24 protein-coding genes and 1 tRNA gene are annotated in these 26,072 nt (G+C 65.1%); 13 read left to right on the top strand and 12 right to left on the bottom strand.

Annotated features, from left to right (window positions below):
* Positions 1-47 precede the first annotated feature (47 nt).
* On the top strand, positions 48-257 hold the full coding sequence (locus M3P36_RS12960; RefSeq protein ID WP_249704106.1) for a hypothetical protein: 210 nt from the start codon (positions 48-50) through the stop codon (positions 255-257).
* 114 nt (positions 258-371) lie between these two features.
* Here M3P36_RS12960 and M3P36_RS12955 read toward each other — a convergent pair.
* From M3P36_RS12955 to grxC, 4 genes are all read right to left on the bottom strand, one after another.
* Positions 372-448: transfer RNA gene (locus M3P36_RS12955), tRNA-Arg, on the bottom strand.
* 52 nt (positions 449-500) lie between these two features.
* Positions 501-980, bottom strand: coding sequence for a DUF1178 family protein (locus tag M3P36_RS12950; RefSeq protein WP_249704105.1), 480 nt, complete (start codon positions 978-980; stop codon positions 501-503).
* On the bottom strand, positions 977-1,804 hold the full coding sequence (locus M3P36_RS12945) for a carbon-nitrogen hydrolase family protein (RefSeq protein WP_249704104.1): 828 nt from the start codon (positions 1,802-1,804) through the stop codon (positions 977-979). The genes M3P36_RS12950 and M3P36_RS12945 overlap by 4 nt, the downstream gene beginning before the upstream one ends.
* Before the next feature lie 8 nt (positions 1,805-1,812).
* A complete protein-coding gene (gene grxC / locus M3P36_RS12940; protein WP_349630574.1) occupies positions 1,813-2,076 on the bottom strand; it encodes a glutaredoxin 3 in 264 nt (87 codons plus the stop codon).
* Between the two features lie 173 nt (positions 2,077-2,249).
* Between grxC and M3P36_RS12935 the strand changes: the two genes are divergently transcribed.
* Complete coding sequence (locus M3P36_RS12935) at positions 2,250-2,726, top strand: Hsp20 family protein (RefSeq protein ID WP_249704103.1); 477 nt, start codon at positions 2,250-2,252, stop codon at positions 2,724-2,726.
* Positions 2,727-2,987: 261 nt separating this feature from the next.
* Here the strand turns inward: M3P36_RS12935 and pyrG are convergent, their stop codons facing one another.
* The 3 genes from pyrG to tpiA all read right to left on the bottom strand — a co-directional run bounded on the left by pyrG (position 2,988) and on the right by tpiA (position 5,962).
* Positions 2,988-4,628, bottom strand: a complete 1,641-nt coding sequence (gene pyrG / locus M3P36_RS12930; protein ID WP_249704102.1) for a CTP synthase — start codon at positions 4,626-4,628, stop codon at positions 2,988-2,990.
* Positions 4,629-4,747: 119 nt separating this feature from the next.
* Positions 4,748-5,116, bottom strand: coding sequence for a preprotein translocase subunit SecG (gene secG / locus M3P36_RS12925; protein ID WP_249704101.1), 369 nt, complete (start codon positions 5,114-5,116; stop codon positions 4,748-4,750).
* An 84-nt stretch (positions 5,117-5,200) separates the two neighbouring features.
* Positions 5,201-5,962: a triose-phosphate isomerase gene (tpiA, locus tag M3P36_RS12920; protein ID WP_249704150.1), complete on the bottom strand. Its 762-nt coding sequence runs from the start codon at positions 5,960-5,962 to the stop codon at positions 5,201-5,203.
* 264 nt (positions 5,963-6,226) lie between these two features.
* On the opposite strand from tpiA, the gene M3P36_RS12915 reads away from it, so the two are divergent.
* The 8 genes from M3P36_RS12915 to lexA all read left to right on the top strand — a co-directional run bounded on the left by M3P36_RS12915 (position 6,227) and on the right by lexA (position 14,580).
* Positions 6,227-8,158, top strand: a complete 1,932-nt coding sequence (locus tag M3P36_RS12915; protein ID WP_249704100.1) for a peptidylprolyl isomerase — start codon at positions 6,227-6,229, stop codon at positions 8,156-8,158.
* A gap of 70 nt (positions 8,159-8,228) precedes the next feature.
* The gene (gene trpE, locus M3P36_RS12910; protein ID WP_249704149.1) at positions 8,229-9,713 is read left to right on the top strand and encodes an anthranilate synthase component I; all 1,485 of its coding nucleotides are present in this window, start codon (positions 8,229-8,231) and stop codon (positions 9,711-9,713) included.
* An 8-nt stretch (positions 9,714-9,721) separates the two neighbouring features.
* The gene (locus M3P36_RS12905; protein ID WP_249704099.1) at positions 9,722-10,348 is read left to right on the top strand and encodes an anthranilate synthase component II; all 627 of its coding nucleotides are present in this window, start codon (positions 9,722-9,724) and stop codon (positions 10,346-10,348) included.
* Positions 10,345-11,310, top strand: coding sequence for an anthranilate phosphoribosyltransferase (gene trpD, locus M3P36_RS12900; protein WP_249704098.1), 966 nt, complete (start codon positions 10,345-10,347; stop codon positions 11,308-11,310). The genes M3P36_RS12905 and trpD overlap by 4 nt, the downstream gene beginning before the upstream one ends.
* The gene (gene trpC, locus M3P36_RS12895; protein WP_249704097.1) at positions 11,307-12,095 is read left to right on the top strand and encodes an indole-3-glycerol phosphate synthase TrpC; all 789 of its coding nucleotides are present in this window, start codon (positions 11,307-11,309) and stop codon (positions 12,093-12,095) included. The genes trpD and trpC overlap by 4 nt, the downstream gene beginning before the upstream one ends.
* 49 nt (positions 12,096-12,144) lie before the next feature.
* Positions 12,145-12,615 (top strand): cyclic pyranopterin monophosphate synthase MoaC, encoded by a 471-nt coding sequence (gene moaC / locus M3P36_RS12890; protein ID WP_249704096.1) that lies wholly within the window; start codon positions 12,145-12,147, stop codon positions 12,613-12,615.
* A complete protein-coding gene (locus tag M3P36_RS12885) occupies positions 12,612-13,817 on the top strand; it encodes a molybdopterin molybdotransferase MoeA (protein ID WP_249704095.1) in 1,206 nt (401 codons plus the stop codon). Before moaC ends, M3P36_RS12885 begins: the two co-directional genes overlap by 4 nt.
* 76 nt (positions 13,818-13,893) lie before the next feature.
* Entirely contained in the window at positions 13,894-14,580 is a 687-nt protein-coding gene (lexA, locus tag M3P36_RS12880) for a transcriptional repressor LexA (RefSeq protein ID WP_249704094.1), read from the top strand.
* A 23-nt stretch (positions 14,581-14,603) separates the two neighbouring features.
* Here lexA and M3P36_RS12875 read toward each other — a convergent pair whose 3' ends face one another.
* A complete protein-coding gene (locus M3P36_RS12875) occupies positions 14,604-16,784 on the bottom strand; it encodes a ComEC/Rec2 family competence protein (RefSeq protein WP_249704093.1) in 2,181 nt (726 codons plus the stop codon).
* A 28-nt stretch (positions 16,785-16,812) separates the two neighbouring features.
* Between M3P36_RS12875 and gltX the strand changes: the two genes are divergently transcribed.
* Together gltX and M3P36_RS12865 are read left to right on the top strand one after the other, a co-directional pair.
* Positions 16,813-18,246, top strand: a complete 1,434-nt coding sequence (gltX, locus tag M3P36_RS12870; RefSeq protein WP_249704092.1) for a glutamate--tRNA ligase — start codon at positions 16,813-16,815, stop codon at positions 18,244-18,246.
* Between the two features lie 45 nt (positions 18,247-18,291).
* Positions 18,292-19,578, top strand: coding sequence for a citrate synthase (locus M3P36_RS12865; protein ID WP_249704091.1), 1,287 nt, complete (start codon positions 18,292-18,294; stop codon positions 19,576-19,578).
* Between the two features lie 103 nt (positions 19,579-19,681).
* On the opposite strand, the gene M3P36_RS12860 is transcribed toward M3P36_RS12865, so the two are convergent.
* From M3P36_RS12860 to M3P36_RS12845, 4 genes are read right to left on the bottom strand one after another with little or no spacing between them, the layout of a single operon-like run.
* Positions 19,682-21,070 carry a sensor histidine kinase gene (locus tag M3P36_RS12860; protein ID WP_249704090.1) on the bottom strand — a complete coding sequence of 463 codons (1,389 nt, stop codon included), beginning with the start codon at positions 21,068-21,070 and terminating at the stop codon, positions 19,682-19,684.
* Between the two features lie 3 nt (positions 21,071-21,073).
* Positions 21,074-22,018, bottom strand: coding sequence for a hypothetical protein (locus M3P36_RS12855; RefSeq protein WP_249704089.1), 945 nt, complete (start codon positions 22,016-22,018; stop codon positions 21,074-21,076).
* Between the two features lie 34 nt (positions 22,019-22,052).
* The gene (locus M3P36_RS12850; protein WP_249704088.1) at positions 22,053-23,237 is read right to left on the bottom strand and encodes a hypothetical protein; all 1,185 of its coding nucleotides are present in this window, start codon (positions 23,235-23,237) and stop codon (positions 22,053-22,055) included.
* Between the two features lie 52 nt (positions 23,238-23,289).
* On the bottom strand, positions 23,290-23,604 hold the full coding sequence (locus M3P36_RS12845) for an Hpt domain-containing protein (RefSeq protein ID WP_502798382.1): 315 nt from the start codon (positions 23,602-23,604) through the stop codon (positions 23,290-23,292).
* 84 nt (positions 23,605-23,688) lie between these two features.
* Here M3P36_RS12845 and M3P36_RS12840 point away from each other — a divergent pair, with 84 nt between their 5' ends.
* The gene (locus tag M3P36_RS12840) at positions 23,689-26,070 is read left to right on the top strand and encodes a coiled-coil domain-containing protein (RefSeq protein WP_249704087.1); all 2,382 of its coding nucleotides are present in this window, start codon (positions 23,689-23,691) and stop codon (positions 26,068-26,070) included.
* Positions 26,071-26,072: the final 2 nt, after the last annotated feature.

The raw sequence follows: 26,072 nt of genomic DNA, 5'->3' as shown, positions 1-26,072 counted from the left end.
TGAGTAGGGACAGATTGCGGCAGAAGCGCGCAATTCTCGAGGGCCTGATGGATACCACCGACGCCAACCTTCGCAAGCGCATGGTCAGTCTGAGGTTTCGTCGCGACGAATTGGGCGCTGAAACTTCTGTCCTCAGCCAGCGCCAGTCGGTCATCACCACGTTGAAGGTGGAACTGCTCGCTGTTGTGCTGCGTGATCGACTCCAGAATGGCTCACCTGACCTGCCTCAGTTCTACGCACGGCTCCTGCTCACTTAGGTGGCCGTAAGGGAAGATGATGAAGAGTGTCAGCCGATCGAAAGCCATCTGTCAGGGAGCGCCGTCGATAGGCCCAGCGACGCATCACCTGCAGTTCTCGCATCTGTTCGGCAGTGGTGCACCCGACAGGATTCGAACCTGTGGCCCCCGGATTAGGAATCCGATGCTCTATCCTGCTGAGCTACGGGTGCGCGCCGGTGGCTTTAGTCGGACGGCTTGGCGGGCGCAACTGCCTCGCGGCGATCAGTTGAGCGCCTTGGGCGGGGCGACGGGGAACGGCAGCGGGGCGATCTCGATGCCTTCGTCGAGCAGGCGCTGGGCCTCGGCTGGTGTCGCTTCGCCGTGGATCGGAGCGGCATCCTGCTCGCCGTAATGCATGGCCCGCGCATCGTCGGCGAATTTCTTGCCGACCCAGGTGCTGTCCTTCAGGGCGCGGGCCTGGACCTCGGCAAGCTTGGCCAGGGCCTGGGCAACTTCGGGTGGCATCGGGGCATTGCTGACACCCTGGACCGGCGGTGCTTGCCGGGCAGCCAAGGGGCGTTCGACCGAACGGTTACCCTTGCGTGGCACGGCCGGTGCCATGGGCGCCTTTTCCACATCGATGCAATCGCACTGCGGACAGGCGACGAGGTCGCGATCCTTCTGCTGCGCAAAGTCCTCCGACGAGGCAAACCAGCCTTCGAAGCGGTGTCCATTGGCGCAGGCGAGATCGAACACAATCATGATCGCGCCGACTTAGGCACTTCGCGGCGGTTGGCAAGGCTGGGCAACTGGCGGCGAACGGCCGCAATGCGCTCCATTTCGAGTTCGGCAAAGCCCAGCCCCGGCTCGTCGCCGCCCATGTCGAGCAGCACTTCACCCCAGGGATCGACTACCAGTGAGTGGCCATAGGTCTCGCGTCCGTCCTCGTGCCGCCCGACCTGCGCCGCGGCCACGACATAGGCGCTGGCCTCTACCGCGCGGGCGCGCTGCAACAGGTGCCAATGGGCTGCTCCGGTCGGTCGCGTGAAGGCGGCGGGAATAGCGATAACATCGCAGGAAAGGCGGCCAAGCTCCTCAAAAAGAGCTGGAAAACGGATGTCGTAGCAGATGGCAAGTCCCAGCCTGCCGAACCCCGGGAGGTCCACAGCCACCACCTGGTCACCAGGAGCATAGGCCGCGCTTTCGCGCCAGCTCTCTCCATTCTCCAGTGCAACGTCGAACATGTGGATCTTGTCGTAGGTAGCCAGCACTGAGCCATCTGTCCCGATCATTAAGCTGCGGTTGGCCCATCGCCCGTCCTCCCGCGCCACGGCCAGCGACCCGAGCGCCACGGCCACGCCATGACGCGCCGCCGCCTCGCGCGTGGCGGCGAGCACGGGACTATCCTCGGGCAGAACGATATGCCTGGCCCCGCGCGTCCGGTCGCGATCGAGCAAGCCGCTCGTCTCGGGTGTGAACAGCACCTGCGCCCCGCCCTCCCCCGCCCGCGCCACGGCATCCACGATGGTCGCGGCATTGGCGGCGGGATCGATCCCGCTGGTCATCTGAAGAACGGCGATGCGCATTGTTGCCACTAGAGGCCGAGCAAAGCGTCGAGTTTGCCTTCGCGCTCGAGCCGGGCAAGATCGTCCGACCCGCCTATCGCCTGGTCGTTGATGAAGATCTGCGGCACGGTGCGCGCATCGGGCTTGCGTTCAAGCATCTCGCGCTTGTCCGGCCCCCCCATGGTGATGTCGAATTCGGTATAATCCACGCCCTTTGCGTCCAACAGGCTCTTGGCGCGGGTGCAATAGCCGCAGAACATCTTGGTGTAGATTTCGACTTTCGCAGTGCTCACGTGTAGAAATCCTTCTTTTTTAATGACTTGTAGCCAAATTGCCAAACCTTGACAGGGCAAGCCGACAACCTATCTGAATTGCACCTGCTGCACGAGGTGCAACAGGTCAACGGCGGGGCGCCAGAATTGGGCCCGGCCAGGTGTCAAATTGCTCAAATGAGGATTTGTGAGACATGAACCGAGTTGACCTTACCCCTTATCGCCGCTCCACCGTGGGCTTTGACCGGTTGTTCGACCTGCTGGAAAAGCAGGCCCGCGGCCAGGCCGGCGACAACTACCCCCCCTTCAATATCGAGCGACGCAGCGCCGACGAATACCGCATCACGCTGGCCGTGGCGGGGTTCCGCGCAGGCGATCTCGATATCACCGCCCAGGCCAACATGCTGGTCGTCCAGGGCCGCAAGCGCGACGAGGAAGCCGATGGCGAGCTGCTCCACGTGGGCATCGCCAACCGCGGCTTCGAACGGCGCTTCGAACTGGCCGACTATGTTCGCGTACAGAACGCAGACCTTGCCGATGGCCTGCTTGTGATCGACCTGGTGCGCGAAGTGCCCGAAGCCATGAAGCCGCGCAAGATTGCCATTGGCGGCCAGACCAAGCTGGAAGTGGTGAAGGACGAGGCTGACGAGAAATCGGCCGACGCGGCTTGAGCCTGCACCAGGCACGGGCGTTAATGGGGACGGCACCGTTGCCGGTGCCGTCCCCTCGACGCAGAGCGCCGACAAGCCTGGATGACGGCCCTTCGGGTCGCAGAGAAGGGCTACCAGTCCCGACAAGTCCTGGGTGGAATGACAGCGTCGCCGCACCTTAACTTACATCATCGTTAGTCGGAGCGCCGTCGGGAAAGCAAGGGATTTTTCCTACGCTTTAGGGCCCATATTAACCAACGGTACGAGCCGCACCCAAACCAGTCAGACGAGGCGTGACTGCTTCACGGCAGCAGCGATGAAACCGGCGAATAGCGGATGCGGATCGAACGGCTTGCTCTTCAATTCCGGATGGAACTGCACACCGACGAACCAGGGATGATCAGGCCGCTCGACAATCTCGGGCAGCAGACCATCGGGTGACATCCCGGAGAATACCAGGCCGCCCTGTTCGAGCGGCTCCTTGTAGGCCGAATTGACCTCGTAGCGATGGCGGTGACGTTCGGAAATCAGCGTCGCCCCGCCGTAGATCTGCGAGACATGGCTGTTGCCCGACAGCACCGCGTCGTAGGCGCCGAGCCGCATCGTGCCTCCAAGGTCGGTATCGGCCGACCGCTGCTGCAAGCCTTCAGCGCTCATCCATTCGGTGATGATGCCAACCACCGGCTCGTTCGTCGCGCCAAATTCGGTCGAGGAGGCGTCGGCAATGCCTGCCGTGTTGCGCGCCCCTTCGATGCAGGCCATCTGCATACCGAGGCAAATGCCGAAGAACGGTACCCCGCGTTCCCGCGCGAACCGGACACTGGCGATCTTGCCTTCCGATCCGCGCGTGCCGAAGCCGCCAGGCACCAGTATCCCGTGCATCGGTTCTAGATGGGCGGCGATGTCGTTATCCGGCAACTCGAATATCTCGGCGTCGATCCAGCGGATCCGCACCTTGACCCGGTTGGCCATGCCGCCGTGGACCAGCGCCTCGTTCAGGCTCTTGTAGGCGTCGAGCAGGCCGACATATTTGCCGACAACACCGATTGTCACTTCGCCCTCGGGGTTCTCGTAGCGATCGGTGATGTCGTCCCATACCGACAGGTCGGGCGCGCGCGACTGGTCGAGCATGCCGAAATGGCGCAGCACCTCGGCATCGAGACCCTCGCCGTGATATTGCAGCGGTACGGCATAGATGCTGGAGGCATCAAGCGCCTGGATCACCGCTTCCTTGCGCACGTTGCAGAACAGCGCGATCTTGGCGCGCTCGGTCTCGGGCAAGGGATGTTCGCAGCGACACAAGAGCAGGTTGGGCTGCACGCCAAGGCTGGTCAGTTCGCGCACCGAGTGCTGCGTGGGCTTGGTCTTCAGCTCACCCGCTGCGCTAATGTAGGGCACTAGCGTGACGTGGATCAGGCAGGAGTGGTCGGCCGGCAAGTCGTTGCGCAACTGGCGGATCGCTTCGATGAACGGCAAGCTCTCGATATCGCCGACCGTTCCGCCTATCTCGCACAGGATGAAATCGTGGTCGCCCTGGTCGTCCAGCGCGAACTGCTTGATTGCATCGGTCACGTGCGGGATCACCTGGACCGTGGCGCCGAGGTAATCCCCGCGGCGCTCACGCGTGATGATGTCGCGATAAACCCGGCCCGAGGTGATGTTGTCGCTCTGCCGCGCGGATACGCCGGTGAAGCGTTCGTAATGGCCCAGGTCGAGGTCGGTCTCGGCACCGTCGTCGGTCACATAGACCTCGCCGTGCTGGTACGGACTCATCGTGCCGGGATCGACATTGAGATAGGGATCGAACTTCCGGATGCGGACTTTGTAGCCACGCGCCTGGAGGAGGGCAGCGAGGCTCGCTGCCATCAGTCCCTTGCCAAGCGATGAGACCACGCCGCCGGTGATGAATATGTACCGCGCCATGGGATTAGAGCCGTAGGGTCCAAACCGGATTCGTGGCAAGCCACGAATTGCCGATATTCACGATTGATCCACCGATCCCGCATCGCGGCAGGATCGGACTGCGGAATTTATGGGTGGAGTTACTCGGCTACGCCGCTCAGCGCGCCATCATCGGCCGGGGCCTGTTCTGCCGGAGCAGCGCCGACACCTTCGACCGGCTGCGATGCCGGAACGACCGTGCGATCGAGGCTGTCATCGATCGACCGGCCGGACGTTGCCCCGATTGCCACGGCGGCCAGGGCAATCGACAGGCCGACGAACAGGACGGCGAGCCACTTTGTGGTGCGGGTCAAGAAATCCGCCGCGCCGCGTGCGGACATCAGGCCGCCAGGGCTGCCGCCACCACCAATTCCCAGTCCGCCACCTTCCGAGCGCTGCATCAGCACGACGACCACCAGCGCAAAAGCGACGATGGCCTGGACGACGGTCAGGAAGAGGAAAAGGCTCATGTGGTATTATCCGGCAAATTGAAGCGACTATCTAGGGACTGCGCGCGCCCGAGGCAAGGTTGCCCCGGGTTTGCGCAAGGCCGATCAGTTTTCCTGCATCTCCGCTGCCACGGCGATGATGCCGAGGAAGGCTTCAGCGGTAAGACTCGCTCCGCCTACCAGCGCCCCGCCCACATCGTCGGCCGCGAGCAGCTCGGCAGCGTTTTCGGCCTTGACCGAACCGCCATAGAGGATGCGCACTTTGGCACCGGCTTCGTCGCCGAACAGGTCCACCAGCACCTGGCGGATCGAACGGTGCATCGCACTGACATCGTCCACCGTGGGGGTGCGGCCGGTGCCGATGGCCCAGACCGGCTCGTAAGCTACGGTCAGCTTTTCGGCAGCGCCGTCACCAGCAGGCAGCGAGCCCTTGAGCTGGCGGGCGACAACGCTTTCAGCCTTGCCCGCATCGCGCTGTTCCTCGGTCTCGCCCACGCAGACGATCACGCTCATGCCGACAGCCAGGACCGATTCGGCCTTGGCCCTGACATCGGCATCCTTCTCGCCGTGGTCGGCGCGGCGTTCCGAGTGGCCGACAATCACGAAACCGGCGCCCGAATCCTTGAGCATCGCGGCAGAGATATCACCGGTATGCGCGCCACCTTCGGCAGCATGGCAATCCTGCGAGCCGACGCCGATCAGGCCGGCTTCCTTGCGGGTGGCGTGGATCAGGGTGAAGGGCGGCGCCAGGGCCACTTCCACCTTCATCAGCCGTTCGGCCGCACGGTCGATCGCCCGCGCCTCCGACAGCATCGCACGGGTTCCGTGCATCTTCCAGTTACCGACAATGTAGGGGCGCACGGCCATCATGTTACCTGACAACATCCAATAAAAACGAATTGCGAGGGGGATATCCCGCGCAGCGCGGAAATGTCCTTGCCCGCTAAAGCGCCCTGTCCCGCTTGTCAAAGCCGCTTTTGCCGCCGGTCCCCGGTGAAGCGACAATCAGCCATCACCTGTTGCGGGCGCGCCGCAGGGGCGATAAAGCGCGGTCGCTGACGCCATCCTGAACCGCGGCTGCGCCCTCTTCGGGCATAGTGGCACACCCCTATTTCGAGAACCCGCTTCACCATGATCCAGTTCTTCCGCAGATTCTTCCAGTCGAAGGTTGGTGTCGCCATCACGCTGGCATTCCTTGGCCTGATCGCCTTCGCCTTTGCCAGCTCGGATGTGGCCAACACCGGTACTTTCGGCGGTGTGGCCGGGGGCGACCGGGTAGCGGTGGTTGGGGATACGCGGATCGACGCGATCGACCTGTCGTCCCGCACCAGCGATGTCCTTAACAATGTCCGCCAGCAGAATCCCACGCTGACGATGGAAGCCTTCATCGCCAACGGCGGTCTGGCCGATGTGCTGGAGGAGATGATCAGCCGCACTGCCCTGGCCGACCTGGGCCAACGTTTCGGCCTGCGCGCGGGCAGCCGGCTGGTGGACAGCGAGATCGTTGGCATGGCCAATATGCGGACGATCACCGGGGAATTCGATACCGAGGCGTTCCGCGCCGTCCTGCGCCAGCAGGGTATCAGTGAGGACATGTTCCGCGACGATCTGGCCATGGGCCTGTTTGCGCGCCAGATGGCTGGCCCTGTGCAACTTGTCCCTCGCATGCCGCAGTCGGTTGCCGCACGCTATACCCGGCTGCGCCTCGAAACCCGCCGGGGTGAAGTGGCGGAACTGCTCGCCAGCAGGTTTGCCCCAACTGGCGCGCCAAGCAACGCGCAGCTGCAGGCCTATTTCGACGCCAACCGCGACGACTATATCCGCCCTGAACGCCGCGTTGTGCGCTATGCCGTGTTCGGTGAAGATGCCTTCGGTGCCCGGTCAACCCCCACGCCGGACCAGATCGCCGAGCGGTACGAGCGTGATGCCGAGCTTTATGCCGCGCGCGAAAGCCGCAGCTTTACCCAGCTTGTCGCCCCCACCCAGGCGGCTGCACAGGCTATCGTGGAAGAAGTGCGCGGCGGCATGACCATGGAAGCCTCTGCCCGCAGCAAGGGTCTGGTTACCACCAATATTCCCGCAACGACCGAGGCCGACCTTGGCCGCCAGGCGAGCGCGGCCGTGGCCACTGCTGCCTTCGCTGCCAATGAAGGCGCCGTGACCGCCCCCGCACAGGGCGGCCTTGGCTGGTATGTGTTGCGGGTCGATAACATTGACCGCCAGCCTGCCCGCACCCTGGCACAGGCAACCCCGGAGATTACCGAGGCCCTCGGGGCCGAATTGCGCCGCGCAGCGCTGAGCGAGGCAATCGGCTCTATCGAGGACCAGTTCGCCGAAGGGCGCAGCCTTGCCGATGTAGCGGGCGAGCTGGGCGTGGAACTTTTGTCCACCCGGCCGATCACGGCCGCAGGACAGGTTTACGGAACGCCGGAGCCGGCCCCGGAAGCCATAGCCCCGGTGCTAGCCGTGGCCTTCGAAATGGACGAGGGCGAACCACAGCTGGCCGAGGCTGTGGCGGGCGAAAGCTTCATCGTGTTCGACGTAGCCGATATCACCGCTTCTGCCGTGGCGCCGCTGGCCGAAATCCGCGACCAGGTGGTGACGGCATGGCGCCGCGATGAAGGCATGAAGGCAGCCGGTGCAGCAGCCGAGCGGATCCTGGCCCGGATCGACGCCGGGTCAACCCTGGCCCAGGCCGTAGCCGCCGAGCAGGTTTCCCTGCCCGCACCGGCCGCGCTTGTCCTCAACCGCGCCGAAGTGGAGCGCACCGGGCAGATCACCCGCCCGGTTGCCCTGTTCTTCTCGATGGCTTCGGGCACGACCAAGACGCTGGAAACGCCCGAGTCGGAGGCCTGGTACCTGTTGGCCCTGAACGAGGTGACCGCGCCAGAAGTGGAAGCCGACGACCCCCTGGTTGCCACCACGGCGAGCCAGCTCCTGCCGTTCGTCCCCGAGGAATACACCGCGCAATTCGTCTCGGCAGTGCGCAGCGAAGTGGACATCGACATCAACCAGGTGGCGGTGGACGCTGTAGCGGCCCAGCTGACCGGGCGGACCCGCTAGGAACAGTCCGCTGACCGTCGTCGCAATCCTTGCTTCCGCGCCCGAGAACGCCGCCGAAGCCCGCGCCAGCCTGGCCGCGGGCAGGCACGCGCTTGTCTGGCGCAAGCTGGTGGCTGACACAGAAACGCCGGTCGGTGCGGCACTCAAGCTGATCGAGCCTGGACGCGGTGATTTCCTGCTCGAATCAGTGGAAGGCGGCGAAGTTCGCGGGCGCCATTCGCTGCTCGGGATCGATCCCGACCTGATGTTCCGCGCCACCGGCGCTACGTGCGAGGTCAACCGCAAGTGGCAGCACGATCGCGATGCGTTCGAGCCGCTGGCGGGCAACAGCCTGGAAGAGTTGCGCAACCTGGCCGAAGCCTGCAGGATTGACGTGCCCAAGGCCCTGCCATCAGCTCTGGCCTGCCTGGTCGGCTATTTCGGTTATGAGACCATCGGCCTTGTCGAGAGGCTGCCGCGCGCCCCGCAGAGCGAACTCGCCCTGCCCGACATGCTGTTCGCCCGCCCCACCCTGGTGCTGGTGTTCGACAACCTGACTGACAGCCTGTTCTGTATCGCGCCTCTGTGGGCGGATGGCAGCGATGCCGACCGTGCGATCGAGCGCGCGGGCGAGCGGATCGACGAGGCCTTGCGCAAGCTGGGCCATGCAGTCCCGCCACAGCAGCGCGCCAACGACTTGCCGGAAATGGACCTCAACGCCGTGATGGACCCGGCGGATTACGAGGCCATGGTGCTTAAGGCGAAAGACTACATAACCGCAGGCGACATTTTCCAGGTGGTGCTGGCCCAGCGCTTCACCTGCCCCTTCCCGCTACCGCCGTTCGATCTTTACCGCGCGCTGCGGCGGGTAAACCCCTCGCCGTTCCTCTATTTCCTCGACCTTCCGGGCTTTGCCGTGGTGGGGTCCAGCCCCGAGATTCTCGTCCGCGTCCGTCCCGATGGCAAAGGGGAGCGCGAGGTGACGATCCGGCCCATCGCCGGTACCCGCCCTCGCGGCAAAACGGACGAAGAGGACCGCGAGAACGAGCGCAGCCTGCTCGATGATCCGAAGGAATGCGCAGAACACCTGATGCTGCTGGACCTTGGCCGCAACGATGTCGGCCGCGTGGCGTCTGCCGGATCGGTCAACGTCACTGCCAGCTTCACGGTGGAACGCTACAGCCACGTGATGCACATCGTCAGTAACGTCGTGGGCAAGCTGGCGGCCGGCAAGGATGCGATTGACGCGCTGTTCGCCGGCTTCCCGGCCGGCACGGTCAGCGGGGCGCCCAAGGTGCGGGCCTGCGAAGTGATTGCCGAACTCGAACCGGAAACGCGCGGGCCTTACGCCGGCGGCGTCGGCTATTTCGCGCCCGATGGCTCGGTTGATAGCTGCATCGTTTTGCGCACCGCCGTCGTCAAGGACGGGGTCATGCACGTCCAGGCAGGTGCCGGGATCGTGGCTGATTCCGTGCCGGAATACGAAGCGGCCGAATGCCGCCACAAGGCCAGCGCCCTGGTCGCCGCCGCCCGCGAAGCCGCGCGGGTTGCGGGTGAAGCCGGTTTCGGCCAGTGAGCAGCGCCATGATCGCCCAACCCTTCATCCTTGTCATCGACAACTATGACAGCTTCACTTTCAACCTGGTCCATTACGTGATGGAACTGGGGGCCGAGGTGAAAGTGGTGCGCAACGATGCCCTCACCGTGGCCGAGGCAATGGCCATGCAGCCTGCGGGCGTGTTGCTTTCGCCCGGACCTTGCACGCCCAACGATGCGGGCATCTGCCTCGATCTGGTGGCCGCCTGCGCGGAAGCGAAAATGCCCTTGCTCGGCGTGTGCCTAGGCCACCAGTCGATCGGCCAGCATTTCGGCGGCAAGGTCGTGCGCGGCGGACTGATGCACGGCAAGACTTCACCGGTCGATCACGATGGCACCGGCGTGTTTGCCGGCCTGCCCTCGCCCTATACCGCAACCCGCTATCACTCACTGATCGTGGAACAGATTCCCTATTGCCTGGTGGTCAACGCCAGCAGCGAGACACCGGGCCTCGATGGCACCGCCGTGATGGGCTTCCGCCACCGCGACCTGCCTATCCACGGCGTGCAGTTCCATCCGGAAAGCATCGCCACCGAACACGGCCACGCCCTGCTGGCGAACTTCCTCAAGATCTGCGGGATCGAGACGAAGGTGCCCGAAAGGGCTGTGGCATGAGCCTGTCGTTTTCCGAAGCCGAGGCGCTGTTCGCTCGCATGCTGGATGGCGGCATGGCGGAAGACGAAATCCGCGACCTGTTGATTACGCTGACGGAACGCGGCGAGACCGCGCAGGAAATCGCCGGGGCGGCCAAGGCCATGCGCGAACGGATGATCCGCATTGCCGCGCCTCCCAATGCCATCGACGTCTGCGGCACTGGCGGAGACGGGCAGCACAGCCTCAACATCTCCACCGCCGTGGCGCTGGTCGTGGCGGCCTGCGGGGTGCCTGTGGCCAAGCACGGCAACCGCGCTGCGAGTTCCAAGGCCGGTGCGGCCGATACGCTCGAAGCACTCGGCCTCGACCTGGTGAAGGCGGGAGAGCTGGCCGAACAGACCCTGCCCGACCTCGGCATCGCCTTCCTGTTTGCCCAGGCGCATCATCCCGCACTCAAATGGGTCATGCCGATCCGCCGGGCCATCGGTCGCCGCACGATCTTCAACCTGCTGGGCCCCATTGCAAACCCCGCCGGGGTGAACCGCCAACTCATCGGCATCGCCAGCCCGGACTATGTGCCGATCTACCGCGATGCGATGAAGCTGCTGGGCATGGAGCGGGTGATGATCGTGGCGGGCATGGAAGGGCTGGACGAGCTGTCCATCGCCGGTCCGTCGCGGGTGGCGACCATCGGGCTCGACGGTATCGGCGAGGAGGTTTCGCCCGAGGATGCCGGCCTGCAACGCCATCCGCTGGAAGCGATCCGCGGCGGCGATCCCGCTTTCAACGCCGCAGCGCTCCGCCGCCTGCTCGATGGTGAGCGCGGTGCCTATCGCGATGCCGTGCTGCTCAATGCAGCAGGCGCGCTGATCGTGGCGGGCGAGGCGACCAACTGGGCCGAAGGTGCCGAGGAAGCGGCCGAAGCGATCGACAAGGGCCTGGCCAAAGCCCTGCTCGATTGCTGGGTGACAGCCACGAAATGAGCAACAAGCTGATCGAAATCTGCGCCACCAAGCGCCTCGAAGTGGCGGACCGCAAGGCCCTTGCCACGCTGGACGATCTCGATCGCGCCGCCGCCACGCAAACCGCCCCGCGCGGGTTCGAGGCGGCCCTGCGTGCCAGGGCAGCCAGCGGATTTGCCCTCATCGCCGAAATCAAGAAGGCCAGTCCTTCCAAGGGCCTGATCCGCCCGGATTTCCGCCCCGCCGAACATGCCCTGGCATACCAGCAAGGCGGCGCCGCCTGCCTGTCGGTCCTCACCGATGCGCCCTATTTCCAGGGACACGAGGACTACCTGATGGATGCCCGCGCCGCCTGCGACCTGCCGGTTCTGCGCAAGGATTTCATGGTCGATCCATGGCAGGTGGCCGAAGCTCGCGCCATCGGGGCCGATGCCATCCTCATCATTGTCGCCGCGCTGCAGGACAGCGAAATGGCCGAGATCGAGGCGGCAGCGCTGGAGCGCGGGATGGACGTGCTGGTCGAAGTCCACGACGAGGCCGAGATGGAGCGCGCGGCGCGCCTCAAGTCCCGCCTCATCGGGGTCAACAACCGCGACCTGCGCACATTCGTCACCGACCTGGGCACGACCACCCGCCTCGCCCCGCTCGCGCCCGAAGGCACCCTGCTGGTGGGCGAAAGCGGGATCAACAGCCATACCGACTGCCTCGTGCTGGCGGAAGCAGGCGTGCGCACCTTCCTGGTGGGCGAAAGCCTGATGCGGCAGGACGATGTCGCCGAGGCCACGCGGAAGCTTCTCCAGGGCTGATCGCCCGCACAGTCTGTCCAATCGCCCGCCGTTCTGGCATGGGCGGGGCATGAGCAAACTGACACATCTCGATGAACACGGCGCCGCCCGCATGGTCGATGTCGGCGGCAAGAACGCCACCCGGCGCAGCGCCACGGCCGCAGGCTTCATCCGCATGGCACCTGACACACTTGCCGCCGTGCGCGACGGTTCCGGCCCCAAGGGCGATGTCCTGGCCGCCGCCCGCATCGCCGGGATCATGGCCGCCAAGAAAACCGGCGACCTCATCCCGCTGTGCCATCCGCTGGCGCTCGACACGGTGAGCGTGGACTTTGCATTCGAGGACCATGGCATAGCCGTGACCGCCCGCGCCGCCCTATCGGGCAAGACCGGGGTGGAAATGGAAGCCCTTGTCGCTGCCTCGATGGCGCTGCTCACCGTCTATGACATGGCCAAGGCGCTGGAAAAGGGCATGGTCATCGAACAGGTCCGCCTGCTCGAAAAGACCGGCGGCAAGAGCGGGGACTGGCGCGCGGAATGAGCCTGCCGCAGCCAATCCCGCTCGACGAGGCCCAGGCGCGGCTGCTGTCCGGTGTCGTGCCGCTCCCGCCCGAGGAACTGCCGGTCGCCACGGCCAGCAGGCGCTATCTGGCGCAGGACCTTGCCGCCCGCCGCACCCAGCCTGCCGCCGATCTTTCGGCGATGGATGGTTATGCCATGCTGGCCGACGATAGTGTTGGGCCGTGGCAAGTTGTTGGTGAGAGCGCGGCGGGCCATCCCTTTACCGGTAACCTTGCGCCGGGCCAGGCCATCCGCATTTCCACCGGCGCGCACATGCCGCCGGAATCCTGCACAGTCCTCCTACAAGAGAATGTGAGGCGCGAAGGCAACCGGCTGGAAATGGCCCGCGATGACGGCCCCACCCCCCGCCATATCCGCCGTGCCGGGTTCGATTTCTCGAGCGGAGACATCCTGCTGGCAAAGGGCGTGGCGATGGACCCGGCACGTATCGCGCTGGCCATATCCGGGGGGCACGGCTCTGCCCTGTTCGGGCGGATGCCCCGGGTAGGCGTGATCGACAGCGGCGATGAACTGGCGGCAGACCCGGTAAATGTCCTGCCCCACCAGATTCCCGCCAGCAACGGCGCAATGCTCGCCGCAATGGCCGTACCTTTTGCCGCAGATGTGCGCCGGGCCGGTCCGATTGGGGACGAGCTGGAGGCGTTGGTCGCCGCCTTCGAATCGCTCTCCGATGCCGATGTCATCATCACCAGCGGCGGGGCATCGGTCGGCGACCACGACCTGATGCGCCCGGCGCTGGAGGCATGGGGCGCGGACCTTGATTTCTGGCGCATCGCCATGAAGCCCGGCAAGCCGCTGATGGTGGCGCGCAAGGGCGCGACGACCGTGCTCGGCCTGCCCGGCAATCCGGTGTCGAGCCACGTCACCGCTTTCCTCTTTGCCCTGCCGCTGCTGCGTGCGCTGGCAGGTGCGGCCCGCCCCCTGCCCCGCGCGATCACCCTGCCACTGGCGGGCGAATTGCCCGAAGTCGGCGGTCGCACGGAATTCGTCCGCGCGGTGCTGGCAGATGACGGTGCACGCCCGGTCAGCCAGCAGGATTCCAGCGCACAGGTCGCCTTGTCGGGTGCCGACGCACTGATCCGCCGCGAGATCGGTGCCCCGGCTGCCAGGAAGGGCGACCTCCTGCCGGTCTATCTGCTCCGAAATGGCGGTATCGCTTGACTTAAACGAATCTGTTTCATAATTGTTCTTTGTTCGTTCCCGTATTGGAACGGAAGACAATTAGGGGAACATACCCATGCTTACCGCCAAACAGCGCGAATTGCTGGTGTTCATCGATCGTCGGCTGGAAGAAAGCGGCATCTCGCCCTCGTTCGAGGAGATGAAGGATGCGCTTGATCTCAAGTCCAAGTCCGGTGTCCACCGGCTGATTTCCGCGCTGGAAGAACGCGGCTTCATCCGCCGCCTGGCCAATCGCGCCCGCGCCCTCGAAGTGCTCAAACAGCCTGACGACGTTTCGGCATCACGCGCGGCGGCCCCGGCCAATGACGCGGTCGGCGGCGTGGTCACCCCGCCCCGCGCCGTGCCTGCTCCTGCGAATGACATAATCGACGTGCCGCTTCACGGCCGCATTGCCGCCGGTGCCCCGATCGAGGCTTTCGAAGGCCACCAGTCCATGCCCGTTCCTGCCGCACTGCTCGGCTCGGGCGAACATTATGCGCTGGAAGTTTCAGGCGATTCGATGCTCGAGGCCGGTATCCTCGATGGCGACTATGCCCTGGTGAAGAAGACCGATACCGCCCGAGACGGCGAGATCGTGGTCGCCCTGATCCGCAACGAGGAAGCGACTCTGAAGTACCTGCGGCACGAACACGGCAAGATCCGCCTCGATCCGGCCAACGGCGCTTATGATCCGCAGATCTACGATGAAAGCGATGTCGTGGTGCAAGGCAAGCTTGCCGGGCTGCTGCGCCGCTACCACTGATCCGGTTTGCGCGGGCGGGTGGATCAGTCTCCCGCCCGCCCGCGCCACCAGCCATGTTTACCCTGCTCATGGGCCACGCTGTCGATTCTTTGGCCATCCAGCACGATAGCCAAACCCCCGCTTTCCTCCAGGTATCGCCGGTCAGCCTTCAGCCAGCGGGGTCGGCATGATTGCGGCAGCCAGCGTTCGGACACCACGATATCGACCCGCTCGCAGGCGGCAGCCAGATCGCGCTCGGCCACCAGGGCGCGGCTCCTGCTCATCAACACGTGCCAGTCACGCCCTCCACGGTAGAGTGTCAGCACGCAGAAATCGGGGTTGCAGACGGCACCCGGCCAGTTTTGCAGCGAGACTTGCTCTCCTGTCACCCCGGCCAGTTCCATCAGATTGTCGGTCACATAACTGCTGCGGCTCTCGCGCAGGACCAGCAAGCCTGGGGCCTCCCCGGTTACGCCAACATGGCGGCCGTCGCTCGAAATTAGGATGTCGGGCACTGGTGTTGCGGCAAGCAGGAAACAACCCAGCGCAACCGGGACGAAACCCAGTAGCCGCGAGCGCCCCTTCCACAACGCCAGCCAGAGTCCGCCGAACAGGAACAGCGCATAGGTCCCCTGCCCCATCTGCGGCATGAGCTTCACCGCGCCCGGCTGGCTGGCGGTGAAGTGGGCGATCCAGAGCAACAGGTCGAGTGACTTGCCGGCCAGCCACCAGGTTGGCCCCCCAAGGCCCACGATGTCGAGAAACAGGCTGATCGCGATCAGCGGCATCGATATGAATGTAACCAGTGGAATTCCCACGACATTGGCCAGGGCGCCATAGAACCCGCCGCGATGGAAATGGTACAACACGGTTGGCATCAGGGCCATTTCGATCACGAAGCCTGTCAGCAATAGCACCAGAGTGCGCCGCCCGTAGCGGTGCAGCAAGCTCTCCTCGCGCGGAGCAAGGAACCGTCGGACAGGTTCGGCCCCGCTCAGGGCGATGATGGCAATGACTGCTGAAAAGCTCATCTGGAAGCTCGGCCCGGCCAGCGATTCGGGCCACAGGAGCAAGACTGCTACGGCTGCCACTGCCACCATCCGCAGGGACAGCGGCTCGCGTCCCATGGCCAATGCGCCCAGCACCAGCAGGGCGGCCAGACAACTACGTACGGTGGGCACCTCGGCCCCCGTCAAAAGTGTGTAGCCGATCCCGGCCGCCGCACCCATCACCGCCGCGAGCAACGGCAGGCGGACCCGCAGGACTAGCCAGGGCCAAAAAGCCAGCAGGCGCAAGGTCAGCAGGTAAGTCGCGCCGATCAGCGCGCTGACATGCAGTCCGCTGATCGACAGCAGGTGGGTCAATCCCGAATCACGCATCGCGTCCTCGTCCGCTGCGCTGATTGCGCCGCGATCGCCGCTGGCCAGTGTTGCCGCGATCGAGCCGCCCGCCCCTTGAACCTGGCTGCGCACATGGGCCGAAAGCCGCCGCTGGGCCTCTGCCAGCAACGGCTCGCCCTCACTCGGCTGGATAAGGACCGGTTGGTCTGTCACCGATCCTGTTGCAGCCAGCCCGTTGAACCAGGCCGTGCGGGCGAAGTTGTAGCTGCCCGGCAGCATGGGCGGCGCAGGGGGCATCAATCGGGCGGACAGGCGGATCACCGCTCCGGTGGAGAACTCCTGGTCATCCGACTCAATCGGCAGGTTGACACGCACCCGCATCGCCTCTCCCGTTTCTGGGTGGCGCATCGCCAGCACCAGGCGGGTTCGAGCTTCGGCTGGCTGTTCGATGCGGTCCAGTATTCGCGCGTCGAACTCTCCGTAAAATGGACGTTCGATCCCTGGCACACCCACGAGGGTGGATCTCGCCCAGATCACGCCCACCCCGGCGGCAAAGACGAATGCCAGTGACAGGCAAGCGACCATCAACCGCCCGCGATCATCCCGCCCTTTCCACAGCGCCACCGCACCCAGGCCCACGAACAGTGCGCCTGCCAGTGCTGTTACCCACCAGATCGGATCGGCGAGCACGAACCATGCTGCAATTCCTGCAACCAGCGCCACCACCAGCCATGGTCCGCGATCAAACCCGGCCTGCTCGAGAAATCGTTCTGCCGCGTCCGCCATGCTGGACAAAGAGGCGCGCTTTCGCCAAGGCGATTGCCGCAGTGCAGCATCACCGGTCTCCTCCCCCAGCGGGACCAATGGCGTCAGGCGTGTTGCCATAAGTGGACAGGACAGGAATTTCAGACCCATGGCAAGCCGCAGCGGATCAGCACCTGGCATTGCAGGCCCGAGCGCCGGTCAGGTCGTCACGCGCTTCGCCCCGTCGCCGACCGGCTACCTGCACATTGGCGGCGCGCGCACAGCGCTGTTCAACTGGCTCTATGCCCGCCACAATGGCGGCAAGTACCTGCTCCGCATCGAAGATACCGACCGCGCCCGCTCCACCGAACCAGCCATTGCCGCGATCTTCGACGGGCTCGACTGGCTGGGCCTGGGCGGCGACGAGGAGCCCGTATTCCAGGCCGCGCGCACCCCACGCCATGCCGAAGTGGCCTATGCCCTGCTGGAAAGCGGCCACGCCTACCGCTGCTACCTAACGCAGGAAGAACTCGCCGCCCGCCGCGAAAAGGCCCAGGCCGAGCGCAAGCCCTTCCGCATCGACAGCGAATGGCGCGATGCCGGACCGGATACCTGGCCCGCCGACCAGCCCTATGTCGTGCGGATCAAGTCCCCCAAGGCCGGCCAGACCATGATCGCCGACCAGGTGCAGGGCGATGTCACAGTCAGCAATGCCGAACTCGACGATTTCATCCTGCTGCGGTCCGACGGCACGCCGACCTACATGCTGGCCGTGGTGGTGGACGATTACGACATGGGCGTAACCCATGTGATCCGCGGCGACGACCACCTCAACAACGCCTTCCGCCAGCTCGTCATCATTCGCGGCATGGGCTGGCCGGAGCCGGTCTATGCCCACGTCCCGCTGATCCACGGCAACGATGGCGCCAAGCTGTCGAAGCGGCACGGCGCGCTGGGCGTGGACGCCTATCGGGACGAGCTGGGCATCCTGCCCGAAGCCCTGTTCAACTACCTGCTGCGCCTTGGCTGGGGCCACGGCGACAAGGAAGAATTCACCCGGGACGAGGCGGTCGCACTGTTCGACATCGCCAATGTCAACAAGGGGCCAAGCCGCTTCGACATGAAGAAGCTGCTCAACATGAACGGCCACTACATCCGCGCGGCGGACGATGCGCGGTTGGCGGAAATTGCCGCCCGGCGCATCGGTCCAAGCGCGGACGTTGCCCTGCTGACCCAGGCCATGCCCGTACTCAAGACCCGTGCGCGTGACATGAACGAGCTGGCCGATGGCGCCACCTTCCTGTTCCGCCAGCGCCCGCTCGATCTGACCCCCGAAGCCGCCGCCCTGCTCGATGGCGATGCACGGGCCCGTCTGGCAACCATTAGCGCCCGCCTGCGGGATGAATCGGACTGGACAATCCCCGCGCTGGAGGCCAATCTGAAAGCCTATGCAGAGGGGCTCGGGCTCGGCTTGGGGAAGCTGGCACAGCCGCTTCGCGCAGCATTGACGGGGCAGACCACCTCACCGGGGATTTTCGATGTTCTGGCCCTTCTCGGCCGCGTGGAAAGCCTGGCGCGTATCGACGCGCAGGCAGCGGACTGACCGGAACAGGATTTCGCGCACGATTGCTTATTTAGGAGACAGGATTTGACGGACAAGAAAGCGCAGCTGACCGTCGGCGGCCAGGATCACGGATTCCCCGTCATGGCGGGAACCACCGGGCCTGACGTGGTGGATATCCGCAAGCTCTATGCCCAGACGGGCATGTTCACCTATGATCCGGGCTTCACTTCCACTGCCAGCTGCGAGAGCGCGCTTACCTTCATCGATGGCGAGGAAGGCGTGCTGCTGCACCGTGGCTATCCCATCGGCCAGCTGGCCGAGCATTCCAGCTTTATGGAAACAGCCTACCTGCTGCTGAACGGCGAACTGCCCGATGCCGCCACGCTCGAGAATTTCGAGACCACGATCACCCGCCATACCATGCTGCACGAGCAGCTGGCCCAGTTCTATCGCGGTTTCCGGCGCGATGCGCACCCGATGGCGATCATGTGCGGCGTGGTTGGCGCGCTGTCGGCCTTCTACCATGACAGCACCGACATTTCCGATCCGGTCCAGCGCAAGATCGCCAGCCACAGGTTGATCGCCAAGATGCCGACGATCGCGGCCATGGCCTATAAGTATTCGGTCGGCCAGCCCTTCATCTATCCCGATAACTCGCTGAGCTACACCGGCAATTTCCTCAAGATGACCTTCGGCGTCCCGGCCGAGCCTTACGAGGTGATCCCGGCAGTGGAAAAGGCGATGGACCGGATTTTCATCCTCCACGCCGACCACGAACAGAATGCCTCGACCAGCACCGTGCGTCTTGCAGGGTCCTCGGGTGCAAATCCGTTTGCCTGCATCGCGGCGGGCATTGCCTGCCTGTGGGGTCCGGCCCACGGTGGCGCCAACGAAGCGGCGCTAAACATGCTGCAGGAGATCGGCACGCCCGACCGCATCCCGCACTATATCGAGCGCGCCAAGGACAAGAATGACCCGTTCCGCCTGATGGGTTTCGGCCACCGCGTGTACAAGAACTACGATCCGCGGGCCACGGTGATGCAGAAGACCGTGCGCGAAGTGTTCGACGCGCTGAAGGTCAGCGATCCGGTGTTCGAGACCGCGCTGCGGCTGGAGGAACTGGCCCTGTCGGACGACTATTTCGCCGAGAAGAAGCTGTTCCCCAACGTCGATTTCTATTCAGGCATCATCCTGTCGGCCATCGGCTTCCCGACCACCATGTTCACCGCCCTGTTCGCCCTGGCGCGCACGGTGGGTTGGGTGGCACAGTGGAACGAGATGATCTCGGATCCCGGCCAGAAGATCGGCCGCCCGCGCCAGCTCTACACCGGGCCGACCCAGCGCGATTACTTGCCCGTGGGCAAGCGCTAGGCGCTCACCGCCTGTCTCCGTTCGCATCGAGCGAAGTCGAGATGCCACTCAAGGGTGTCTCGACTTCGCTCGACACGAATGGCCCAGGGTGAGAGATGAAGAGTTACTCGTTCGCCCCGCTGTCCGCCGGCAGTTCGAGAATGAACCGCGCGCCATGGCCGCGTGCGCTTTCCACCGTCAAGCTGCCCTGCATGGCTTCGGCTAGGCGGCGGCTTATATATAGACCAAGGCCTGAGCCCCCATCGCCGCTGCGGCCGAGCCGTTCGAACTTGCCGAACACGCGCTCCTGCTGCGCCTGGTCGAGCCCTTCGCCCTGGTCGGCCACGATCACTCGCGCCCGCGCGCCGTCATGCTCCACTCGCAGCCACACACTTGAACCTTCGGGTGAATAGCGGATGGCATTACCCAGCAGGTTGAGCAGCACCTGCAGTACCCGGCGGAACTCGCCGATGGCCGGAGCGCTCTCGCCGTCCTTGGGTGCATCGACCACGATGCCCCGTTCGCGTGCCCGCACACCCAGGATTCCGGCAGCGCGGCGCGCAAGGTCAGCCAGGTCGATCTTGTCTGGCGCGGGGCTGAATTCCTCATCTTCGACCATTTCCAGCGTGGTCAGATCGTCAATCAGCGCCAGCAGGTGCTCGCCCGCGCTGGCGATATCGGCGGCATAGGTGGCATATTCGTCGGCCAGCGGCCCTGCCATCTGCGTGCGGATAGTCTCGGCATTGGCGATGATGCGCGAGACCGGCTGGCGCAGGACCGGAGCGATCTCCAGTCCGATGCCCGGACCTCGCTGGCGAGGGGGATGAGCCTCGGGGATAACCCGCTCATCACTGTCGGGCATCGGCTGTTCGGCACATAGCAGCAGTTCGAAGCCGCTGTTGCCCACCGGTTCGCGACCTTGTGGAACCAGAGCAGCTCGCCATGTGCGCGAAGATCCCGCCAGCTTCAGCCGCGCTCCATCGAGCAGGCGCCAATGGACCGGCTGGTGATGTTGTGTACCGTCCAGCGTTACAAAATCGATCCACGGCTTGCCGACCCCTGCACGCATTGTGGCAACCACGCCCTGCAATTCGGGGCAATCACTATCCGCACTGAGCAATTCCTGTTTCGGACCGAGGCGGGCGGTCAGTTCGGCAAGCTGGCGGGCCATGGCGACCTGACGATCACGCTCTGCCTGCGGGCCGGGATCGCCTGCTGTCTCGACAAGCCAGTCGGACATGGCGACACGGCAGCCCTCGCCGTCCTCGTCGGGGACGACTTCGACCCAGGCTGTCACCCTGTCCCCCTCGTCGCGCGCCTCGATCGCGCGGGCCACCTTGAACCGATAGGCGCGCGCCTTGCGCACCAGTTCCAGCAGCGCCGGGGTGACAATCGCGCCCGGCATCTCGCCGCCGTTGCGCATCTGCAGGCCCACGATCGGCTCGTCGGCCTCGACCAGCCAGTCGCGGGCGTCCGTTCGCGCCAGGGCCTTGAGAGGAGCGCCCCCGGCCATCGGTCAGTTCGCCTGACCAGCCAACAGGGCGGAAGCGCGGTCGGCCGTCACGCGATCGAACCCTTCGGGCAGCACTGCATCGGGATGGAGATAGACGAACTGTTCCTCGACCGCATCCTGGGCAAGGCCCGCTGCCCGCAAGGACAGCGCCAGTCGAGCGAGCTGGTTTTCGCCGAAAGAGAGCACCGTCGTGTCGCGATCCTGCCCGGCGGCCATGGCCAGTGCCGTGGCAAACAGGGCAAGGCCCGCATGGTCAATCGCCAGCGCGCGCGGTGCCTTGCGGCCCATGGCCATGACCAGGCGGGTCATCTGGCCAAGACGGCCCTGGCTTTCATCGAACTGCGAGCGCAAGCGGGCTTCGGCCTTTTGCGCCCCGGGGTTGTCATCGGCGTGGCGGCGCATGGCCAGCAGGGCCTTGTGGAACAGATCCGCTGGCAGTTCTGCCAGCGGCAGCTCCATCCGCCGCTGCGCCTGGAGGAAGCGCGCCTGCACCGCGATCACGCGCATTGCGGCAGCGGCCAGTTCTCCGTCTGCCGAGGCGGTCAGTTCCTGCAGCAGTGGGGACAGGACGCCGTCAAACCCGCTGCGGCGCTGCAACTGCGCCGCCAGTTGAGCTTCCAGCGTGAGCACATGGGCATGGGCAAGGAAGGCCGCATCGTCGATCAGCAGCGCCGCCAGCGCATCCTGTTGCCGGTCGGCAAAGGCGGCGGGGTTGGCCAGGCCATCTGCCTCGGCGCGGGCGAACAGCAACTGTCGGGCGACGTGGACATTCATCCCCCGCACCCGCGCAATCACTTCATCACTGAACAGCGCCTGGTCGCGGTTGGCGAGCAGGTGACACAGGATCGTGCGGGTCGAGGCCAGTACCATGTCGCCACCCGCCAGTCTCTCGCGCAGCACCTGTTCGACCGCCTGCGGGCGGAAAGCCGTCTTGATCTCGTCGCTCATAGGCCTGCCATAGCCACTTGTGGTTAAGCCCGCGTTATCCGCCACCCTTGCGTGATTGCGCGATATTCAGCAGCAAAAGTCCCAGCGCCGCCACCATTACCCCCACCTGAGCGGAATGGGCCAAGGCTCCCGCGGCAATGATCGCTGCCACCAGCCCGCGGTCGCGCAAGGTCGCCCAGCGTGCTTTCTCGGCGAAAGACCCGGCGTAAAGGGCGGCGAGCAGAACCAGTGGGGCGAACAGGCGTTCGCTCCAGGCGCCGTCGATTGCCAGCACTCCGCAGACAAGTATCGCCAGATCGATCAGCCAACGCAGAGGTGCGAGCTTCTCACGAACTTTGAACGCGCCACTGCGTGCGCGCTGCAACCGTCCTAGCCCCAAACCCAGTTCGAGCATTGGCGCGGCAATCGCCAGGGCCAGGAACCCCGCAGCGTCAAAATCTGCCCGGCACAATGCGATTGCGCCGATTGCAAGCAACAGCGCCAGCCCCAGCACCAGAGGCCGCGCTTCGCGCCGCTCGAGCAATTTGCCGCCTCCGCGCCGCAGGACTGCCCCTGCAAGGCGCTGCGATAGCGGTTCCCCCGGCTCGCCGCCGACCTGTCGCGCCAACCACTTGTCTTCGGCGAGGCGCGCATCCTCGACCCCGTGCGGCAATGTCCATGTCGCATCGGCCAGCGCGGCAGGATCGAGATCGGCTTCGGGCAGGCTTGCTTGCAGGGCAATACGCAGCAGGGCCGATGGCGCCTCGATATCCTCCGGCAGAGCCAGCAGGCGCGGCAACAGCGCGCCCGGCAGAACCAGTGCGCCGGCCCAGGCCCGCGTCAGGTCGATCCGCTCGAACCCGGCCTCCACGCCCACGCTCGACGGCAGGGTCAGCACGATGCCACGTTCGCTGTCGGCACCGCGCGGCCAGGCCGATGGATCGGGCAGCAGTCCCGGCTCCAGCACCAGCAGCCGCTCGCCCGGCTGGCCGGACCGGGCCAGCGCATGGGGGCCCGACACTTCGCGGAATTTCATGCCCAGGCTCTCGGCCAGGTGACGCAGGGCAACGGCCTGGGCCCCGCCACCGCCGCCCAAGGCGATAACCTCCGAACAGCCGCAGGCGGCGGCAAATTCCACCTGCCGTTCGGGCGCGGTTCGGCCGAGCACGCGCGGCCCCGATGCGGTCCAGGCGGGGATGGTGACGAGGACGCCGGTGGCAAGGGGGTGGGATGCAATCACGCCGCGCTTCTAGGGCGGGCGCGACCTTGTGCCAAGCGCGCTTGGTGACAGATCAGCCCTGTCGGGCGACCTCGTCGGCAAACTGCGCAAGTTTGCGCAGGACGACCGGATCACCCGGGGCGGTATCGAGCGCTTCCTGCGCCAGATCGACCAGTTGCCGCGAATGGAAACTGGCCCCGAGGCCGCGCAGCCTGAGCGCAGAGACCTCCCAGTTTCCGTCGCACCGGGCGCGGGCCAGCAAGTCGCGCTGGGTTTCAAGGCTGGCACAGAAGCACGCCAGGAGTTCCGCGCGCAAGGACATGTCATGACCCGCGGCAGCCGCCAGGTTGGCTTCAAAATCCGCCTTGTCGAGTGTCATGTCCAGCATCATCCGCCTCCCTTACCACTAAAGCGGTTAAGGTGGCTTTAAACGCGGCTTTCAACCCCAGCCCAGTCCTGATATCCAGCGGGGATGACCAGGCGGAAGAATTTGGTGGCGCTGGGCTCTCCCGGGGGAGAAGGCCACGACCATGAGGAGGGCACGCAGAACGTGACCCAGACACAATCGCATGTGGAGGCGCAGGGCGAAGCCGGGCACGCCTTTGCCCAGGATTGGGAGGACGAGGAAGAGCAGCCCCGCCACCGCGCCGCTTTCGCCCTGCCTGCGATCGCCATCATGGCAATAGTCGGTTGGACCGGCTTTTTCGGCTGGGCCATGCAGCGCGAGATCATGGCTGACGGCACTCCGCAACAGTGGATCGGGTGGATCGGCAGCTGGTCCCTGCCTGTGCTCCTGGTTGTTGCCCTATGGCTGCTTGCCATGCGCAACTCCGCCCGCGAAGCGGCGCGTTTCGGCGATGCTGCGCGCCTGCTGTCCGCCGAATCGATTGCCCTTGAACAGCGGCTGTCGGTGGTCAACCGCGAGCTCAGCCTGGCGCGCGACTTCATTGCCGACCAATCCCGCGACCTTGAATCGCTCGGTCGCCTGGCGGCGGAACGCCTGTCGCAGAATGCGGCAGAACTGCAGCAACTCATCATCGACAACAGTGCGCAGGTCAGCACCATTGGCTCGGTCAGTGACAGTGCAGTGGCAAACATGGATCGCCTGCGCGACCAGATGCCGGTGATTTCCAACTCCGCGCGTGACCTTGCCAACAGGATCGGAAACGTGGGTCATTCCGCGCAATGCCAGCTCGATGCGATGGTTGCGGCATTCCAGCGGCTCAACGAATTCGGCGAAGTCAGCGAAAAGCAGGTGGAAGCCCTGAGGGTCCGTGTCGGTGCCATTCTCGATGATTTCGACAGCCACCTGGCGCGCCTGCGCGATGAAGGCGATAGCCTTACCGCGAGCCTGTCCGAAGGGCACGACAATGCCCGCAACCGGTGGGAAGAAGCCATCGCGGGCTTCCAGCAGAACATGGCCGATGCCATCACCCGCGTCAGCCAGCTTGACGAGGCCGCCATCGGCAATGCCCGCAAGCGGATGGATGCGCTGCACGAAGCCGGCTCGCGGGTTGACCAGTCGATCATCGACAGCGCCAACGCCTTCGAAGCCGAAGTTGCCCGTCGACGGGAGCAAGCAGCCGAAGCGGAGGCGGAAGCCCTCGCCGCCCTGCAAAGCCGCCTTGCCGCATTCGACGAACAGTCCCGCGAACGGCAGGAAGCGCACCTTGCCCACCTTGCCGCAGTCGCTGAGCGCGGTGACCAGCTGGCCCAGCGCATTGCCGCTTTCGATGCCGACATGAGCAGGCTGGCGGGTCAGGGCCGCGAAGAAGGCGAACGCCTTGGCGAAACGGTCGAAATGCTGGCCGAGAAGCTCTCGCAAAGCCGCGTGATCATGGAAGAAAGCGGCATCTTCGTATCGCGGCTGACCAATGACAGCGTGCGGCTGCTGGAAATCATCCGCGCCAGTTCAGATCATTCCGAAGGGGCACTGTCGGATTCCATCGGCAAGGCCGAGGCACGCCTCGCGCAGTTCGAAACGCGCGCCAATGCCCTGCGCGAGACGATCGCCGAGGCAGAAAGCCGTGGCGGCATGCTGGCCGAACACGTCAACCAGGCGACCGACCAGTCGGCCGCCTCGCTCGAAACGCTTTCCTCGCTCGAAGCGCGACTGGCGGCTATCGCGGAACAGGCCAGCGCCCTTGCGCTGCAGGCGCAGGAGGAGCTTCAATCCGCTCTCGGCCTGCTCGAACAGGCCTCGACCGAAGCCGTGGGCAAGCTGCGCGCCGAACAGGCCGAGGCAGTGGGCGATATCGCGCGGTCAATCGGCAGCGATGCCAGCAAGACTATCGAGGCGGCCCTGCGCGACAACACCCGCGAAGCCATCGACGAATTGGAAGAAGCCGCGCGCAATGCCGGTGAGCGGGGACGCGACGCAGCGGCCCAGTTGCGCGACCAGCTGGCCAAGGTGAACCAGTTGGCCGGAAACCTGGAAAGCCGGGTGGCCCAGGCCCGCACCAGGGCGGAAGAACAGGTCAACAACGATTTCACCCGTCGCATGGCACTGATCACCGAGAGCCTTAATTCCAGCTCGATCGATATCGCCCGCGCGCTCGACGCCGAGGTGACCGACACCTCGTGGGCCAGCTACCTGCGCGGCGACCGCGGCATCTTCACCCGCCGCGCCGTGCGGCTGCTCGACAATGCCGAGGCGCGCGCAGTGAGCGAGGTGTACGAACAGGATCCCGAAGTGCGCGAGGCGATCAACCGCTACATCCACGACTTCGAGGCGATGCTGCGTACGATCCTTTCCACCCGCGACGGCAATGCCCTGGCGGTGACAATCCTGTCGTCGGATATCGGCAAGCTCTATGTCGCCATGGCCCAGGCTATCGAGCGGCTGCGGGACTAGGG

This window comes from Altererythrobacter sp. KTW20L (genome assembly GCF_023501975.1).
Classification (GTDB): Bacteria; Pseudomonadota; Alphaproteobacteria; order Sphingomonadales; family Sphingomonadaceae; genus Alteraurantiacibacter.
Note: the sequence above shows the minus strand (reverse complement) of the source record. Positions and strands in the feature narration are given on the sequence as shown.

Coding starts and splice junctions, on each gene's coding strand:
- tpiA (WP_249704150.1), bottom strand. CDS start 5,962: ATGGCCGTGCGCCCCTACATTGTCGGTAACTGGAAGATGCACGGAACC.
- M3P36_RS12885 (WP_249704095.1), top strand. CDS start 12,612: ATGAGCCTGCCGCAGCCAATCCCGCTCGACGAGGCCCAGGCGCGGCTG.
- trpD (WP_249704098.1), top strand. CDS start 10,345: ATGAGCCTGTCGTTTTCCGAAGCCGAGGCGCTGTTCGCTCGCATGCTG.
- secG (WP_249704101.1), bottom strand. CDS start 5,116: ATGAGCCTTTTCCTCTTCCTGACCGTCGTCCAGGCCATCGTCGCTTTT.
- moaC (WP_249704096.1), top strand. CDS start 12,145: ATGAGCAAACTGACACATCTCGATGAACACGGCGCCGCCCGCATGGTC.
- M3P36_RS12875 (WP_249704093.1), bottom strand. CDS start 16,784: ATGGCAACACGCCTGACGCCATTGGTCCCGCTGGGGGAGGAGACCGGT.
- M3P36_RS12950 (WP_249704105.1), bottom strand. CDS start 980: ATGATTGTGTTCGATCTCGCCTGCGCCAATGGACACCGCTTCGAAGGC.
- M3P36_RS12845 (WP_502798382.1), bottom strand. CDS start 23,604: ATGCTGGACATGACACTCGACAAGGCGGATTTTGAAGCCAACCTGGCG.
- gltX (WP_249704092.1), top strand. CDS start 16,813: ATGGCAAGCCGCAGCGGATCAGCACCTGGCATTGCAGGCCCGAGCGCC.
- M3P36_RS12960 (WP_249704106.1), top strand. CDS start 48: ATGGATACCACCGACGCCAACCTTCGCAAGCGCATGGTCAGTCTGAGG.
- M3P36_RS12915 (WP_249704100.1), top strand. CDS start 6,227: ATGATCCAGTTCTTCCGCAGATTCTTCCAGTCGAAGGTTGGTGTCGCC.
- M3P36_RS12860 (WP_249704090.1), bottom strand. CDS start 21,070: ATGGCCGGGGGCGCTCCTCTCAAGGCCCTGGCGCGAACGGACGCCCGC.
- trpC (WP_249704097.1), top strand. CDS start 11,307: ATGAGCAACAAGCTGATCGAAATCTGCGCCACCAAGCGCCTCGAAGTG.
- M3P36_RS12935 (WP_249704103.1), top strand. CDS start 2,250: ATGAACCGAGTTGACCTTACCCCTTATCGCCGCTCCACCGTGGGCTTT.
- lexA (WP_249704094.1), top strand. CDS start 13,894: ATGCTTACCGCCAAACAGCGCGAATTGCTGGTGTTCATCGATCGTCGG.
- pyrG (WP_249704102.1), bottom strand. CDS start 4,628: ATGGCGCGGTACATATTCATCACCGGCGGCGTGGTCTCATCGCTTGGC.
- M3P36_RS12840 (WP_249704087.1), top strand. CDS start 23,689: ATGACCAGGCGGAAGAATTTGGTGGCGCTGGGCTCTCCCGGGGGAGAA.
- M3P36_RS12945 (WP_249704104.1), bottom strand. CDS start 1,804: ATGCGCATCGCCGTTCTTCAGATGACCAGCGGGATCGATCCCGCCGCC.
- M3P36_RS12855 (WP_249704089.1), bottom strand. CDS start 22,018: ATGAGCGACGAGATCAAGACGGCTTTCCGCCCGCAGGCGGTCGAACAG.
- M3P36_RS12905 (WP_249704099.1), top strand. CDS start 9,722: ATGATCGCCCAACCCTTCATCCTTGTCATCGACAACTATGACAGCTTC.